General features: G+C 47.7%; 14 protein-coding genes. 12 read left to right on the forward strand and 2 right to left on the reverse strand.

Translation table 11 applies throughout. The annotated features are described in order from the left end of the window. Positions 1–470 precede the first annotated feature (470 nt). On the reverse strand, positions 471–1,589 hold the full coding sequence (locus BV11031_RS05880) for an NADH-dependent flavin oxidoreductase (protein ID WP_010328300.1): 1,119 nt from the start codon (positions 1,587–1,589) through the stop codon (positions 471–473). A gap of 467 nt (positions 1,590–2,056) precedes the next feature. On the opposite strand from BV11031_RS05880, the gene BV11031_RS05885 reads away from it, so the two are divergent. The 7 genes from BV11031_RS05885 to prpB all read left to right on the forward strand — a co-directional run bounded on the left by BV11031_RS05885 (position 2,057) and on the right by prpB (position 9,666). Beyond that, positions 2,057–2,788 carry a glycerophosphodiester phosphodiesterase gene (locus BV11031_RS05885; RefSeq protein WP_010328301.1) on the forward strand — a complete coding sequence of 244 codons (732 nt, stop codon included), beginning with the start codon at positions 2,057–2,059 and terminating at the stop codon, positions 2,786–2,788. 128 nt (positions 2,789–2,916) lie between these two features. Next, a complete protein-coding gene (locus BV11031_RS05890; protein ID WP_010328302.1) occupies positions 2,917–4,098 on the forward strand; it encodes an acetyl-CoA C-acetyltransferase in 1,182 nt (393 codons plus the stop codon). Positions 4,099–4,123: 25 nt separating this feature from the next. Further along, positions 4,124–4,984 (forward strand): 3-hydroxybutyryl-CoA dehydrogenase, encoded by an 861-nt coding sequence (locus BV11031_RS05895; protein WP_010328303.1) that lies wholly within the window; start codon positions 4,124–4,126, stop codon positions 4,982–4,984. 27 nt (positions 4,985–5,011) lie between these two features. Beyond that, the gene (locus tag BV11031_RS05900) at positions 5,012–6,151 is read left to right on the forward strand and encodes an acyl-CoA dehydrogenase (protein ID WP_010328304.1); all 1,140 of its coding nucleotides are present in this window, start codon (positions 5,012–5,014) and stop codon (positions 6,149–6,151) included. Positions 6,152–6,186: 35 nt separating this feature from the next. Then, entirely contained in the window at positions 6,187–7,305 is a 1,119-nt protein-coding gene (gene mmgD / locus BV11031_RS05905) for a citrate synthase (protein ID WP_010328305.1), read from the forward strand. A 21-nt stretch (positions 7,306–7,326) separates the two neighbouring features. Further along, positions 7,327–8,745, forward strand: a complete 1,419-nt coding sequence (locus BV11031_RS05910; protein ID WP_082246285.1) for a bifunctional 2-methylcitrate dehydratase/aconitate hydratase — start codon at positions 7,327–7,329, stop codon at positions 8,743–8,745. Between the two features lie 15 nt (positions 8,746–8,760). Further along, positions 8,761–9,666 carry a methylisocitrate lyase gene (gene prpB, locus BV11031_RS05915; RefSeq protein ID WP_010328307.1) on the forward strand — a complete coding sequence of 302 codons (906 nt, stop codon included), beginning with the start codon at positions 8,761–8,763 and terminating at the stop codon, positions 9,664–9,666. Positions 9,667–9,712: 46 nt separating this feature from the next. Here the strand turns inward: prpB and BV11031_RS05920 are convergent, their stop codons facing one another. Beyond that, entirely contained in the window at positions 9,713–9,946 is a 234-nt protein-coding gene (locus tag BV11031_RS05920; RefSeq protein WP_010328308.1) for a DUF2627 domain-containing protein, read from the reverse strand. Positions 9,947–10,097: 151 nt separating this feature from the next. On the opposite strand from BV11031_RS05920, the gene BV11031_RS05925 reads away from it, so the two are divergent. From BV11031_RS05925 to lpdA, 5 genes are all read left to right on the forward strand, one after another. Further along, positions 10,098–12,176, forward strand: coding sequence for a sigma-54 interaction domain-containing protein (locus BV11031_RS05925; RefSeq protein ID WP_010328309.1), 2,079 nt, complete (start codon positions 10,098–10,100; stop codon positions 12,174–12,176). 124 nt (positions 12,177–12,300) lie between these two features. After that, a complete protein-coding gene (gene yqiS / locus BV11031_RS05930) occupies positions 12,301–13,200 on the forward strand; it encodes a phosphate butyryltransferase (protein WP_010328310.1) in 900 nt (299 codons plus the stop codon). A gap of 11 nt (positions 13,201–13,211) precedes the next feature. Further along, positions 13,212–14,306: a branched-chain amino acid dehydrogenase gene (bcd, locus tag BV11031_RS05935; RefSeq protein WP_010328311.1), complete on the forward strand. Its 1,095-nt coding sequence runs from the start codon at positions 13,212–13,214 to the stop codon at positions 14,304–14,306. Between the two features lie 18 nt (positions 14,307–14,324). Beyond that, positions 14,325–15,416: a butyrate kinase gene (gene buk, locus BV11031_RS05940; protein WP_026014438.1), complete on the forward strand. Its 1,092-nt coding sequence runs from the start codon at positions 14,325–14,327 to the stop codon at positions 15,414–15,416. Between the two features lie 20 nt (positions 15,417–15,436). Then, positions 15,437–16,861, forward strand: a complete 1,425-nt coding sequence (gene lpdA / locus BV11031_RS05945; RefSeq protein ID WP_010328313.1) for a dihydrolipoyl dehydrogenase — start codon at positions 15,437–15,439, stop codon at positions 16,859–16,861. The last annotated feature ends 17 nt before the right edge of the window (positions 16,862–16,878 follow it).

The raw sequence follows: 16,878 nt of genomic DNA on the forward strand, positions 1-16,878 counted from the left end.
TAAATAAGAGGCGTTTTGTTTTGGGGAAATATCGTCATGATAGGAAGGATTTTTTTCCGCAAGGAGTGATGCATGTGTTTGAAAAGTATGGCTTGTTGATTGCACTATTTATTCTTGCGCTTTGCGTCAATTCGAACATCATTATAGAATCACGCATACTAGGCACCTTGATCGACTTTATCTCATTTACAGCCATAATTTCTTGTGTTTTCTGTGCTTGGAGAATTAAAACCAAACAATCAGAAGCAAATTGAAACCTTTTCCCTGTAAAATCGTAAGTAAGGAAGCATACATGAGCAAAGGAGACGTACGAATGAAAAAGAAAAAAGCAAGAAAGCGTGACGGGCTTCTCCTAGATTTGCTTCCTGAAGCAGCTGGCGAGCTTCTTCTCTTGCTATTTAGATGTTTACATAAACTATTGATTTAAAGTTGAAAAAGACTGCCGAAATCGTTTCGGCAGTCTCCGCACATTAATCTTTATAGGGCACCCAGCCAGGCGTGTTCACAATCGCTTGCCATAGCGGTTCAGGCAAATGGTATTTTTCTTTATCTGTGCCTTTAATTACGGTTTCGATTTGTTTTTCCCGGCCCTCTTTTACTTTCACAGTCCAGTCAGGGTCAACTAAAATTTCTCGTCCCATTGCGACAAGCGGAATACCGTTTTCGATGACGGCCAGTGCGTCATCTGCGGAATGGATGGAACCGACGGCAATCAGCGGCACTTTGTTGCCGACACGTTCATTCAATAAGTCCATGCGTGTGCGAGTCGGATCTGCACCGCGGCGCGCTTTTGAGTTCACGTCCATCAGTGAGATGTGAAGGTAATCCAACTCTTTATCCGCTAAAGCATCAACAAGCGTGAAGGTTTCTGTCATTGTTAATCCTGGTGTCTCAGGTTCTTCCGGAGACAGGCGGTAGCCGACTAAAAACGCACCCTTCGCATGTTCTGCAGCAGCTTTTTTCACTTCATCGACAATAGCGAGCGGGAAGGCTAACCGTTTTTCATCGCTTCCTCCCCAGCGGTCTGTACGCTGATTGGTTTTCGGAGAATAAAACTGCTGAATCAAGTAGCCGTTCGCGCCGTGAATTTCGACACCGTCAAAGCCGGCTTCAATGGCGCGTCTTGTCGCTTCTCCAAATGCCTTTACAATGTTTTCTGTTTCTTCTTCTGTTAAGGCGCGGGCAATTTGCTTGCCGTTATCAAATACGTCACTTGGCGCAACAACATCTTGTTGCGGAACGAGCTCAGACGGGCATTCAATGCCGCCGTGGTGAATTTGGACAACGGCTTTAGCGCCTTGCGACTGAATGGCTTGCGCTAATTTTTTTAAACCAGAGATGTTGGAGTCGTCATGGATGGCCGGCTGCCCGGGAAATGCTTTTCCGTCCGGCGTGACGTTGGCGCAGGCTGTAATCACCATTCCCATCTCTTTTGAGCGTGGGATGATGTAGTCAAGTTCTGCTTCAGAGATCGAACCGTCTTCATTAGAAGCGTAATGCGTCATTGGTGCCACTGTGATCCGGTTGTCGATTGTAACGCCGCTTTTAAACGTAAATGGTTCAAACAGCGGTTTATACGTAGGGTTCATATGATCATCTTCTTTCGTTTGGATTCGCACATATTCTAGCCTATATGTGAAAATTAATGCAATTGATTTGCTTTACCGGCTGAATATCTTGAGTATAGCTTGATATTTTCTCCGCTTTTTTTCGAGCTTCTTGAAGATTGACAACAAAATCGCTTGCTCAAAGGAAGAGCGTGAATTTTTATGGAACATCACTTAAGAAGATTACGCCTCGCTACTCACCCGTCAAACGATTCGCACCTCTCATTCTTCACATGTTTAATGTGTTTTTCATATAGACACTTCCTCATAGACACGACTGTTTTCTTTAAAAAACATGGAATCCTCATGCTGATTTTTCGCGTAATATTGGCAAAAGGCCGCAGAAGCATTTTCGGTGAGGTTGATGAGATGGGCCTTTATCCTAGAGTGGTAGCGTTACAAACTGTATAATGGAGAAAACAGGAAACTTTAAGGGTTGAGGTGGAACGATGACAAAGATTTTTGCCCATCGGGGGGCATCTGGTCAATTTCCCGAAAATACAATGCTTGCATTTGAAAAAGGAATGGAAGCCGGAGCGGATGGAATTGAGCTTGATGTGCAGCTCACAAAAGATGGGCGTATTATTGTGATCCATGATGAAAGACTGGATCGGACGACATCGCTCAAAGGATTCGTCAAGGATACAACGTATGATGTGCTAAAGACTGCGAATGCGGCTGCTGGTCACGGCCGAACATACAGTGATGCCCAAGTGCCGCTGCTAGAAGACGTTCTCTCGTGGGCGGAAAAAAAGGATTTCCTCATTAACATTGAATTAAAAAACAGTGTGATCCGCTATGAAGGCATGGAAGAAAAGTTGCTGGAGTCAGTGAAGCGATTCAAAATAGAGGAAAGAGTGATCCTGTCCACATTTAACCATGAAAGCTTGGCGCTATGCGGACGGCTCGCTCCCCATATTGAACGGGCGGTATTGACTTCAGATGTGCTTTATCAGGCTGACCGGTATATCACATCGATTCCGGCTTCCGGCTATCACCCGAAGCTGAACAGCCCGGGGGCGGCGGATGAAGTAGTGAAGAAAATGAGGAACAGTTCGATCAAGGTAAGGCCATATACAGTCAATCGGCCGGAAGATATGAAGCGTCTCTTTGATGCGGGGGCAGACGGCATTTTCACCGATTTTCCTGCAAAGGCTTTGGCATTGCTAAAAGATAAATAGTTGTTATAGAAGGAGGCTGTTGGCGCAGTCTTCTTTTTTTCATTCATTCAAGATCGTTACAAAGCATACATTCATAGAAGACAACTAGAAATTGTAAGCGCTGTCTATCTTCTGAATGAGGTGAAACCATGAGGAAAACAGTCATTGTAAGTGCCGCAAGAACACCATTTGGCAAGTTCGGCGGGGCATTAAAAGAAGTAAAGGCAGCTGAGCTTGGGGGCATTGCGATGAAGGAGGCGTTACATCGCGCTGGAGTATCTGGAGATGAGGTGGAAGGAACTGTGATGGGCATGGTTGTCCAAGCCGGCTCAGGGCAGATTCCTTCCCGCCAAGCTGCCCGTCTGGCTGGAATGCCTTGGAGTGTGCCGTCAGAAACGCTAAATAAAGTCTGCGCATCCGGACTGCGCGCTGTCACCTTATGTGATCAAATGATTCGGGCGCAAGATGCGGATATTCTTGTTGCCGGGGGAATGGAAAGCATGAGCAATATTCCGTATGCCGTTCCCGCCGGGCGCTGGGGAGCGCGGATGGGTGATGGCGAGCTTAGGGACTTAATGGTTTATGACGGGTTAACATGCGCGTTTGACAAGGTGCACATGGCTGTTCACGGAAATACAGCTGCCAAGGAATATAGAATCTCACGAGAGGAGCAGGATGAATGGGCGTTAAGAAGTCATGCGCAGGCCGCTAAGGCAGCTGATAAAGGAAAGTTCCATGATGAAATCGTTCCCGTCAGCTGGACCAACAGAAAAGGAAAAACAGGCGTTGTTGACCAAGATGAAGCGATTCGCCGTGACACGAGCCTGGATCAGCTTGCGGCACTTTCTCCGATTTATACAAATGACGGTTCCATCACAGCCGGCAATGCGCCCGGGGTCAATGACGGAGCCGGCGCGTTTGTGCTGATGTCTGAGGACAAAGCTGCAGAGCTTGGCGCCCGGCCGCTGGCTACTATTCTTGGTTTTTCGACAATGGGAATGCAAGCGCATGAGCTAGCCGCAGCACCCGGGTTTGCGATCAATAAGCTCTTGAAAAAGAACGGTTTAACCGTCCAAGATATTGACTTGTTTGAAGTAAATGAAGCGTTTGCTTCTGTTGTTTTGACATGTGAAAAAATCGTCGGTTTCGATCTTGAAAAAGTCAATGTGAACGGCGGTGCGATCGCGCTCGGCCACCCGATCGGCGCAAGCGGTGCGAGAATTCTCATGACGCTTGTTTATGAATTAAAGCGCCGGGGAGGGGGGCTGGGAGTTGCCGCCATTTGCAGCGGTGCGGCTCAGGGAGACGCCGTATTAGTGCAGGTTCATTAAAACAATGACGAAAAAGGGGATTTAAATGGAGATGAAACATATCATGGTGGCCGGTGTGGGACAGATGGGAAGCGGGATCGCTCAAACAGCTGCCGACGCAGGCTTTTATGTGCGGATATACGATGTGTACCCGGAGGCTGCGGAGGCAGGATTGAAGCGGTTGAAAAAACAGCTGGCCCGAGATGCTGAGAAAGGGAGAAAGACCGAAGCGGAAGTGAAGGATGTTTTCAGCCGCATTTCGCTCTCTCGAACGCTTGAGGAGGCAAAGCATACGGACATTGTCATTGAGGCTATCGCTGAAAACATGGCCGCGAAAACTGAGCTGTTTAAGAGACTTGATCACATATGCCCGCCTCATGCGATTTTGGCCAGCAATACATCTTCCTTGCCTATTACAGAAATCGCTGCTGTGACAAACCGGCCTGAACGAGTCATTGGCATGCATTTTATGAATCCCGTCCCTGTGATGAAGCTGGTTGAAGTGATTCGCGGATTGGCTACGTCGGTAGAAACCGCCTCAGAAGTGATGGGATTAGCAGAAAAGATGGGGAAAACACCGGTAGAAGTCAATGATTTTCCGGGTTTTGTATCCAACCGCGTGCTTCTTCCAATGATTAATGAAGCCATTTATTGCGTGTATGAGGGGGTGGCGAAGCCGGAGGCGATAGACGAGGTGATGAAGCTAGGCATGAATCATCCGATGGGCCCGCTTGCATTAGCGGATTTTATCGGGCTTGATACGTGTTTATCAATTATGGAAGTTCTTTATTCCGGCCTTGGCGATTCCAAATACCGTCCTTGTCCGCTGCTCCGCAAATATGTCAAAGCGGGCTGGCTTGGCAAAAAGAGCGGACGCGGCTTTTATCAATATGAGGAGAGTTCCTAAAGCTCATTTCATCCGGGGGTGGCCGAGTTGCATGAAACGCAAGAGCAGGTCATGATGCGAAAAATGGTGCGTGATTTTGCCCGCAAAGAAATTGCGCCCGCTGCGAAAATCATGGAGGAAACAGACGAATTTCCGTTTCAACTGATCAAAAAAATGGGTGAACACGGCCTGATGGGCATACCGGTGCCTGAACGATACGGCGGCGCTGGGGCGGATATTATTTCTTATATTTTGGCGATTCATGAGATTTCTAAAATCAGTGCGGCTGTCGGTGTCATTCTTTCCGTGCATACCTCGGTCGGCACAAATCCGATTCTGTCCTTCGGCAACGAAGAACAGAAGATGAAATATATACCGAAGCTCGCTTCAGGAGAACATTTGGGCGCATTTGCACTGACGGAGCCTCACTCAGGGTCGGATGCTGGAAGCCTCCGCACGACAGCCAACAAAAAGAATGGCAAATACCTATTAAATGGATCGAAAATCTTCATTACGAACGGCGGAGCCGCCGATATCTATATCACTTTTGCATTAACAGCTCCAGATCAAGGCAGGCACGGGATTTCAGCTTTTATCGTTGAAAAAAACACACCCGGTTTTACCGTTGGAAAAAAAGAAAGAAAGCTAGGGCTCTATGGATCGAATACTACGGAACTGAAGTTTGATCATGCGGAAGTGCCGGAAGAAAATTTGCTTGGGAAAGAGGGGGATGGCTTTCACATTGCCATGGCAAATTTAAATGTCGGCCGGATCGGCATTGCGGCACAGGCGCTTGGGATTGCAGAGGCGGCTCTTGAGCATGCGGTTAGTTACGCGAAACAGAGAATGCAATTTGGAAGGCCGATCGCCGCCAATCAAGGCATATCATTTAAGCTGGCTGACATGGCGACAAGGGCAGAGGCGGCAAGGCATCTTGTCTACCGCGCGGCAGACCTTCATCACCGCGGCTTGGCCTGCGGAAAAGAAGCGTCTATGGCTAAACAGTTTGCTTCGGATACCGCTGTGAAGGCGGCGTTAGACGCCGTGCAAATTTACGGGGGATACGGTTATATGAAGGATTACCCGGTCGAGCGGCTGCTTCGTGATGCAAAGGTGACGCAAATCTATGAAGGGACAAACGAGATTCAAAGACTGATTATTTCCAAGTATCTTCTTGGCGGAAATTGATAGACAAAAAACGCAAAACGGAGGTTGAAGATGATATGGAGGAGAAACAAGATTATTCTCCGGGTTTGGACGGTGTGATCGCGGCGGAAACTCAAATTTCTTATCTTGACACGCGGTCCAGCCAGATTTTGATACGAGGCTATGATTTAATCGTTCTTTCTAAAACTAAAAGCTATTTGGAGCTTGTTCATTTATTGCTGGAGGGCAGGCTGCCGGAAGAAAATGAAATGGAAACACTGAAAAAAAACATAAACAGCGCATCCAACCTGCCGGCAAATCATTTCCGTCTGCTTGAGCTGCTCCCTAAGCATACTCATCCGATGGATAGCCTGCGAACCGGACTGTCTGCTCTTTCCGGATATGACCGGCAAATAGATGATCGGTCTCTTTCTGCGAACAAAGAACGCGCCTATCAGCTTCTCGGGAAAATGCCTGCCCTCACTGCTGCCAGCTACAGAATCATCAATAAGAAAGAGCCGATTCTCCCGCTTCAAACCTTATCCTACAGTGCGAATTTCCTCTACATGATGACAGGGAAAATGCCGTCCTCACTGGAAGAACGCATTTTTGACCGGTCCCTCGTCCTGTACAGTGAACATGAGATGCCGAATTCAACCTTTGCCGCGAGAGTCATCGCTTCTACACATTCAGATCTTTATGGCGCCTTAACAGGAGCTGTCGCCTCCCTGAAAGGAAATCTTCACGGCGGAGCAAACGAAGCCGTGATGCATATGCTTTTGGAGGCGGAAACACCGGCCGATTTTGAGAAGCTTCTGCAAACAAAATTGAAAAGAAAAGAAAGAATCATGGGCTTCGGCCACCGGGTGTATATGAAAAAAATGGACCCGAGAGCACTCATGATGAAAGAGGCGCTTCAGCAATTATGCGATAAAGCTGGTGACGATCGTTTATATGAGATGTGTGAAGCAGGCGAGCGGCTGATGGAGAAGGAAAAAGGGCTTTACCCGAATTTGGATTACTACGCTGCCCCGGTGTATTGGATGCTTGGCATACCAATACCTTTGTATACGCCTGTCTTTTTCAGTGCGAGAACGTCCGGTTTATGCGCTCACGTGATCGAGCAGCATGCCAATAACCGTCTCTTCCGTCCACGTGTCAGTTATTTGGGCCCGCGGCATGAGGCTGAATCTTAATTCATGAAAGGAACTGATAGAATGCTGAAAACGGATCATGTCATTGAAGAAATCACAGACTATGTGCTAGAGAAAGAGATTACGAGCTCCGAGGCGTACACAACAGCGGGACATGTGCTGCTGGATACGCTCGGCTGCGGGATTTTGGCGCTCCGGTATCCTGAATGTGCCAAACTGCTCGGCCCGATTGTGCCCGGAACAATTGTGCCGAATGGAAGCAAAGTGCCGGGAACGTCATATGTGCTCGATCCGGTGAGAGCATCGTTTAATATCGGCTGTATGATCCGCTGGCTTGATTACAACGATACATGGCTGGCGGCGGAGTGGGGGCATCCGTCCGATAATTTGGGAGGAATCCTTGCCGTTGCCGATTATGTATCGAGAGTAAGATTGTCTGAAGGAAAAGAGCCTTTAACGGTACGTGACGTACTTGAAATGATGATCAAAGCACACGAAATTCAAGGCGTGCTTGCATTAGAAAACAGCTTAAACCGAGTTGGGCTTGATCATGTGCTGTTTGTCAAAGTCGCGACAGCTGCTGTTGCGGCAAAGCTTTTGGGCGGCGGAAGAAAAGAAATCAAAAATGCGCTTTCGAATGCATGGATTGACAATGCAGCCTTGAGGACATACCGGCATTCACCGAATACCGGTTCGCGCAAATCGTGGGCTGCAGGAGATGCAACGAGCCGAGGTGTTCATTTGGCGCTGATGGCGTTAAAAGGGGAAATGGGCTATCCGACAGCTTTGAGCGCACCAGAATGGGGATTCCAAGACGTTTTATTCAATAAACAAGAGATCAAACTCGCTCGTCCGCTCGACGCTTACGTCATGGAAAACGTGTTATTTAAAGTGTCTTATCCTGCGGAATTTCACGCCCAGACAGCCGCAGAGTGCGCTGTCATACTTCATCCTCAGATAAAAGGCCGGATTGATGACATTGACCGTGTTGTCATCAGAACGCACGAATCCGCTATCCGAATCATTGATAAGAAGGGCCCGCTTCACAATCCGGCGGATCGCGATCACTGCCTCCAATACATCACAGCGATCGGTTTGCTTTTTGGTGATATCACCGCGCGGCATTATGAAGCTGAAACAGCGAGCGATCCGAGAATAGATAAACTGCGGGACAAAATGGAAGTGACTGAACATAAAACATATACCGAGGATTACCTGAAACCCGACAAGCGCTCCATCTCAAATGCCGTTCAAGTATATTTTAAAGACGGAACAAGCACGGAAATGGTGGAATGTGAATTTCCGCTCGGCCATCGTTTTCGAAGAGACGAAGCAGTTCCGAAGCTTTTAGAAAAGTTTTCTGCCAATCTCAAATCCCATTTCTCTGAGAAACAGCATAAACACATTTATGGGCGCTGTGCCAGCTATGAGACATTGCAAACAATGCGCGTAAATGAATTTGTAGATATGTTCTGCATGTAAAAGGAGGTTTGCGTCATGTCGTGGATCGTCAATAAGCAATCGTCACAAGAAGAGCTTGCCGGGCGTTTCAACAAGCTGATGTCAGCGCCGGACATTCTGCAAATTCCCGGCGCTCATGACGGAATGGCCGCTTTGCTTGCGAAAGAGGCTGGGTTTTCCGCTATTTATTTGTCCGGTGCTGCATATACAGCCAGCAGGGGGCTGCCTGATTTAGGGCTTATCACATCGGCAGAGATGGCTGAACGGGCCAAAGATCTTGTGCGTGCAGCTGACCTGCCTCTGCTTGTGGATATCGATACGGGATTTGGCGGTGTGTTAAATGCCGCCCGAACCGCCCGCGAGATGTTTGAAGCCAGGGTAGCCGCCGTTCAAATCGAAGACCAGCAGCTTCCGAAAAAATGCGGTCATTTAAATGGCAAACAGCTTGTTCCGATAAAGGAAATGGCGCAAAAAATAAAAGCGATCAAACAAGCGGCACCCGCCCTTGTCGTTGTTGCCCGTACTGATGCCAGGGCGCAGGAAGGGCTAGATGCCGCAATAAAACGGTCAGAGGCTTACATGGAGGCCGGAGCGGATGCGATTTTTCCGGAAGCGCTTCAGGAGGAGAGCGAATTCCGTCAGTTTGCTGAGCGCATCTCTGTTCCGCTCCTTGCGAATATGACCGAGTTTGGGAAAACGCCGTATTATCACGCCGATGAATTCGAAGATATGGGGTTTGGCATGGTGATTTACCCTGTCACATCGCTGCGAGCGGCGGCAAAAGCTTATGAGCGGATGTTTGATTTGATAAAGGAACGCGGCTCACAAAAAGAAGGGCTTCATCATATGCAGACACGAAAAGAACTGTATGATACGATTTCCTATTATGACTATGAAGCATTAGATAAAACGATTGCCAAGACCGTTTTGCCTGACGAATAGTTTCGATCAAAAAAGCCGGAGTGTTCTCCGGCTTTTTTTGCAGCTATCATTTTCTGAATCGCGGGCTGACTTGATTGCGTTTTCTGTCTCTGTATAAAACGAACCCGGCCAGCACAAAAAGGCCAAATGCAAAAAAGATGAATCCTGACAAGCCTTGGAGCCAAAGAACTGCAAAAGGCTTTACAGTGTGGCCGAAAAGTGTATCCCTCATCAGTTTAATGCCTAGGGCGGAAATGGCGCCGGGGGTGACTAATATCAAAAGCGCAAGAAGTCGGCTCATCCTCAGAAAACCCCTTTATCTTTCATTTTCTTTATTGTCCAGCGGGAAAAATATTTTGTCAAGAGAAGAAAACGTGGTAACATAGGGTTGTGCAAATTATTGCAACGGAATAAATAGGTGTGCAAAATTTTTCATACAAAGGGGTAGCGGGATGCAAAAGGTACTGATTGTAGGTGCCGGCAAAAGGGGAACGGCGTTATTACATATTTTGATTAAAACAGCCATCATAGAGATCGTTGCCGTAGTTGACAAAAACCCAGAGGCACCGGGATTGAAAGAAGCAGAACAGTATGGGATCGCCGTTTCATCTGATTGGAAACCTTACATACAACAAAAACCGGATATCGTTATTCATACGACCGGCAATCAAGCCGTGTTGGACGAACTCCTTAAGGAAAAGCATAAAGAGACCATTGTCATGCCGGGAAAAATGGCGTACATCGTTTTTCAGCTGATGGAAGAAAAGCAGCACCTGATTCAAATGCTGAAAGAGCAAACATACAAACACGACCGAATTTTTAATTCCACTCATGACGGGATGATTTTTATTGATATCAATGAAGAAATCATTCTCTTTAACCATATGGCTGAAAAAATGGTCGGGAAAAGACGTGAGGAAGTCATCGGGCGTCCGATAAAAGAAGTGATTCCGAGCACGAAGATGCCGCGGATTTTAAAAACAAGAGTGCCTGAATACAATCAAACGCAGCTTTTGGGAGATCATTTGCAAATTGTAACGACGAGGCTGCCGATTATTGATGAAGGCGGACGTTTGCTCGGGGCGCTTTGTGTATTTAAAGACATTACCGACGCGGTAGAACTGGCAGAGGAAGTGACAAATTTAAAGCAGGTCCGTACGATGCTGGAGGCGATTATTCAATCCTCCGATGAGGCGATTTCTGTTGTTGATGAAAATGGCATCGGCCTCTTGATCAATAAAGCGTATACGAAAATGACGGGGCTTTCCGAAAAAGAAGTCATCGGAAAGCCTGCCAACACTGACATTTCTGAAGGTGAAAGCATGCATTTAAAGGTGCTTGAAACGAGACGCCCTGTGCGCGGTGTCAGAATGAAGGTCGGTCCGAACGAAAAAGAGGTCATCGTCAATGTAGCGCCCGTGATTGTAGACGGGATTTTGAAAGGCAGCGTCGGTGTGATTCATGACGTGTCCGAAATTAAAATGCTGACAGCCGAGCTGAACCGCGCCAGACAAATCATCCGCACGCTTGAGGCGAAATACACGTTTGATGACATTATCGGCAAAAGCGAGCAAATGCTGGTTGCGCTTGAGCAGGCGAAGCTCGGGGCGAAAACGCCGGCGACCATTTTGCTGCGCGGGGAATCCGGAACAGGAAAAGAACTGTTTGCCCATGCCATCCATAATGAAAGCGACCGGAAATACAATAAATTTATTCGTGTGAATTGTGCAGCCCTTTCTGAAAACCTGCTCGAATCAGAATTGTTCGGCTATGAGGATGGTGCGTTTTCAGGAGCCAAACGCGGCGGAAAAAAGGGGTTATTCGAAGAAGCGAATAACGGCAGTATTTTTTTAGATGAAATCGGCGAGCTGACACAAAATATGCAGGCGAAACTGCTTCGTGTCCTTCAAGAGAAGGAAATCGTCAGAGTGGGCGGCACGAAAGCGGTCCCTGTCAATGTCAGAGTGATTGCGGCGACAAATGTAAATATCGAAATGGCGATGGCGGATGGTGCATTCCGCGAAGATCTGTATTACCGCATCAACCGCTACCCCATCTCCATTCCGCCTTTGCGGCAGCGCCTGGAAGACATTGAGGAACTCAGCGTCAGGCTCATCCAAAAGATTAACCGCGATTACGGCAGGAATGTAAAGGGGCTCTCGCAGCAAGCCTTGCGTGCCTTATCCGCTTACCATTGGCCGGGGAATGTCCGCGAGCTTGAAAATGTCCTTGGACGAGCCATGATTTTTCTGAATCCGCATATGGAATGGATCGAAAAAGATCACTTGCCTACATTTGAAGTTGAACAAAAAGAAAAGGACCCAGAACAGGGTGCAAGTTTTGATTTTCCGGATATTGAAGGCGAAAAGCTATCTGTCGCAGTAGAAAAATTTGAAGCGCATTTGATTCAGCAAACGCTCGAAAAACATCATTATAACCGGACAAAAACAGCGAAAGCCCTCGGAGTCAGCATACGGAATTTATATTACAAAATGGATAAATACGGCCTTGCAAATGAGGGCATGCAATAATTTGCAGAATAAACGCAAACATCTGCACGAATTTTTCAAAGCATCCGTTATGACAGCATGGCGAAGAGCTGGCATGGAACTTGCATAATAAAAGGCGGAGTCGAAACAAGAAGGGTGGTAACAGATGAAGCTGAGACATTTGATCGAAAAAGCGTCGATGTACAAAAACAAGACCATTGCGGTTGCTCACGCTGAGGATGAGGAAGTGATCAGGGCTGTAAAGCTGGCAGCCGAGCACCTATCTGCCCGTTTTTTGTTAGTGGGCGACAGCAAAAAACTAAACGATTTGACATCGTCTATGCAAGGGCGTCAAATAGAGATCGTTCATGCCGATACGCCTGAGGAATCGGCAAAATTAGCGGTTCGTGCTGTGCATCACAAAACAGCGGATGTGTTAATGAAAGGGGATGTGCCGACTTCTGTTTTGCTTAAAGCGGTACTGAACAGACAGGAGGGGCTTCGGTCATCCAACATCCTTTCTCACGTCGCTGTGTTTGATATACCGGACTTTGACAGGCTGATGTTTGTGACAGATTCGGCAATGAACATCGCTCCAACACTGGAAGAGCTTCGGCAGATCCTGCAAAATGCGGTTCATGTAGCCCGTGCAATAGGGAACAATATGCCAAAAGCAGCTGCTCTGGCAGCGGTCGAAACGGTGAACCCGAAAATGGAAGCGACAGTGAATGCAGCTGCTCTTGCTCAAATGTGCAAAAGAGGCCAGATCAAAGGCTGTATTGTTGATGGGCCATTCGCTTTGGATAATGCAGTGTCGCAAATTGCCGCGGCCCAGAAAAAGATTTCAGGAGACGTAGCGGGCAGCGCTGATATCCTTCTCGTCCCAACAATTGAGGCTGGAAATATTTTGTATAAATCACTGATTTATTTTGCGAAGGCCAGCGTGGCGGCTGTCATTACAGGAGCAAAAGCGCCGATTGCCTTAACGAGCAGAGCGGACTCCGCTGAAAATAAACTGTATTCCATTGCGCTGGCGATATGCGCATCTGAAGAATACACACATTAGGAGGAACGAACATGGAACTTTTTAAATATATGGAGAAATACGATTACGAACAATTGGTATTCTGCCAAGATGAACAATCCGGCTTAAAAGCGATTATCGCGATTCATGATACAACGCTTGGTCCGGCGCTTGGCGGAACGAGAATGTGGACATATGAAAATGAAGAAGCGGCGATTGAAGACGCGCTCAGACTGGCAAGAGGCATGACGTATAAAAATGCGGCGGCAGGCTTAAACCTGGGCGGCGGAAAAACAGTGATTATCGGTGATCCGCGCAAAGACAAAAATGAAGAAATGTTCCGCGCGTTTGGCCGCTATATTCAAGGGCTGAACGGCAGATACATTACAGCTGAAGATGTAGGTACAACGGTTGAGGATATGGACATCATTCATGATGAAACAGACTATGTCACAGGAATTTCTCCTGCTTTCGGATCTTCAGGAAATCCATCCCCCGTTACGGCTTACGGGGTGTACAGAGGGATGAAAGCCGCAGCTAAAGCTGCTTTCGGAACCGACTCTCTTGAAGGCAAAACCATCGCTGTACAGGGTGTAGGGAACGTAGCCTATAACCTATGCCGTCACCTTCATAAAGAAGGAGCAAACTTAATCGTGACGGATATCAATAAACAATCCGTACAGCGCGCAGTTGCAGATTTTGGCGCCCGTGCGGTTGATCCGGAAGAGATTTATTCACAAGACTGTGATATTTATGCGCCGTGTGCACTCGGTGCGACAATTAACGATGGCACCATTAAACAGCTGAAGGCAAAAGTTATCGCTGGTGCGGCTAATAACCAATTAAAAGAAACGCGCCATGGCGATCAAATTCACGAAATGGGCATCGTTTACGCGCCGGATTATGTCATTAACGCGGGCGGCGTGATCAATGTGGCAGATGAGCTTTACGGCTATAATGCAGAACGAGCATTGAAGAAAGTTGAAGGCATTTACGGCAATATTGAGCGTGTACTTGAGATTTCTCAGCGCGACGGCATTCCGACGTATTTGGCGGCTGACCGCTTGGCAGAGGAACGGATTGAACGCATGCGCCGCTCAAGAAGCCAGTTTTTGCAAAACGGTCACAGTGTATTAAGCAGACGTTAAGACATTGATCTGGAGGTTATGAAAGTGTTACATGATGAAAAACGCATTCTCACCATTAATCCAGGCTCAACTTCAACGAAAATCGGTGTTTTTCATAACGAACGAGGCATTTTTGAAAAAACATTGAGACACAACATAGAAGAGCTGCAGCGATTTGACCATATTATTGATCAGTATGAATTTCGCAAAAAACAGATTCTTGAAACGCTCCATGAACAGGGGATCAACATATCAAAGTTTGATGCAGTTTGCGCCAGAGGCGGTCTTCTCCGGCCGATTGAAGGCGGAACATATGAAGTGAATGATGACATGATTGAGGACTTGAAAAGCGGCTACGCCGGCCAGCATGCTTCGAATCTCGGCGGCATTATCGCGCGGGAAATCGCTGAAGGCCTGAATATCCCTTCATATATCGTTGATCCTGTTGTTGTAGATGAAATGTCAGTGCTTGCCAAAATCTCAGGCATGCCTGAGATTGAACGGAAAAGCATTTTTCATGCGTTAAATCAAAAAGCTGTCGCCCGTAAAGCGGCAGCCTCTCTCGGCAAACGCTATGAGAACATGAAAATGATTGTCACCCATATGGGCGGCGGGATTACAATTGGCGTCCATGACCGCGGGCGGGTGGTCGATGTCAATAACGGCCTTCACGGAGAGGGGCCATTCAGCCCTGAACGCGCAGGGACAGTGCCTGCGGGAGATCTCGTCGATTTATGTTATTCAGGACAGTATACAAAAGAAGAAATCATGAAAAAACTGGTGGGCACCGGCGGGCTTTTGGGCTATCTTGGTACAAATGACGCAGTAAGAGTGGAACAGATGATTCAGGGGGGCGATGAAAAAGCCCGCTTCATTTTTGATGCCATGGCGTATCAGGTAGCGAAGGAAATCGGGGCAGCCAGCGCGGCATTAAAAGGCGAAGTGGAAGCGATTGTGCTGACGGGCGGCTTGGCATACGGCAAAAGCTTTGTTTCCAGTATCAGCTCATACATAGATTGGATTTCAGACGTTTTAGTCTATCCGGGAGAAAATGAACTGCAGTCTCTGGCTCAAGGGGCGCTCAGGGTATTGCTGGGCGAAGAGCAATCCAAACAATATCGTATTGAATAGACAGACAGGAGTGAGTCACCATGGCAACTGAGTATGACGTAGTCATTTTGGGCGGCGGTACCGGCGGTTATGTTGCGGCGATTAGAGCCGCTCAGCTTGGCTTAAAGACAGCCGTTGTGGAAAAGGAAAAACTCGGGGGAACATGTCTGCATAAAGGCTGTATCCCGAGTAAAGCGCTGCTTAGAAGCGCAGAGGTATACCGGACAGCTCGTGAATCCGATCAATTCGGAGTAGAAACGGCAGGCGTGTCCCTCAACTTTGAAAAAGTGCAGCGGCGCAAGCAAGCTGTTGTTGATAAGCTGGCGGCCGGTGTGAATCATTTAATGAAAAAAGGAAAAATCGACGTGTTCAACGGATATGGCCGTATCCTCGGACCGTCAATCTTCTCTCCGCTGCCGGGAACGATTTCTGTTGAGCGGGGAAATGGCGAAGAAAATGACATGCTGATTCCGAAACAAGTCATCATTGCAACAGGATCAAGACCGAGAATGCTTCCGGGTTTGGAAGCGGACGGAAAGTCTGTATTGACATCGGATGAGGCGCTCCAAATGGAGGAGCTGCCAAAATCGATCATCATCGTCGGCGGCGGCGTGATCGGGATCGAATGGGCGTCTATGCTTCATGATTTTGGTGTGGAGGTAGCGGTTATTGAATATGCGGATCGCATATTGCCGACTGAAGATCAAGACATTTCAAAAGAAATGGAAAGTCTTCTTAAGAAAAAAGGCATTCAGTTCGTCACAGGGGCAAAAGTGCTGCCTGACACAATGACAAAAACGGCGGGGAACATCAGCATACAAGCGGAAAAAGACGGAGAAACCGTCACTTACTCTGCTGAAAAAATGCTTGTTTCCATTGGCAGACAGGCAAATATCGAAGGCATCGGCATTGAAAATACTGATATTGTCACTGAAAATGGCGTTATTTCAGTCAATGAAAGCTGCCAAACGAAGGAATCTCATATTTATGCAATCGGGGACGTAATCGGAGGTCTGCAATTAGCTCACGTCGCATCGCATGAAGGAATCATTGCTGTTGAGCATATTGCTGGACTCAATCCGCATCCGCTTGATCCAACGCTTGTACCGAAGTGCATCTACTCAAGCCCTGAAGCTGCCAGTGTGGGTTTAACCGAAGAAGAAGCGAAGGCGAACGGGCATAATGTCAAGATCGGCAAGTTCCCATTTATGGCAATTGGAAAAGCGCTTGTATACGGAGAAAGCGATGGATTTGTAAAAATCGTAGCGGATCGTGACACGGATGATATTCTCGGCGTGCATATGATCGGCCCGCACGTCACCGACATGATTTCAGAAGCGGGTCTTGCTAAAGTGCTGGACGCAACGCCGTGGGAGGTCGGGCAAACAATTCACCCGCACCCGACGCTTTCTGAAGCGATTGGAGAAGCAGCGCTTGCCGCAGACGGCAAAGCCATTCATTTTTAAAAGCATAAAGGAGGGGC

Source organism: Bacillus vallismortis, from assembly GCF_004116955.1.
In the GTDB taxonomy this organism is placed as follows: Bacteria; Bacillota; Bacilli; order Bacillales; family Bacillaceae; genus Bacillus; species Bacillus vallismortis.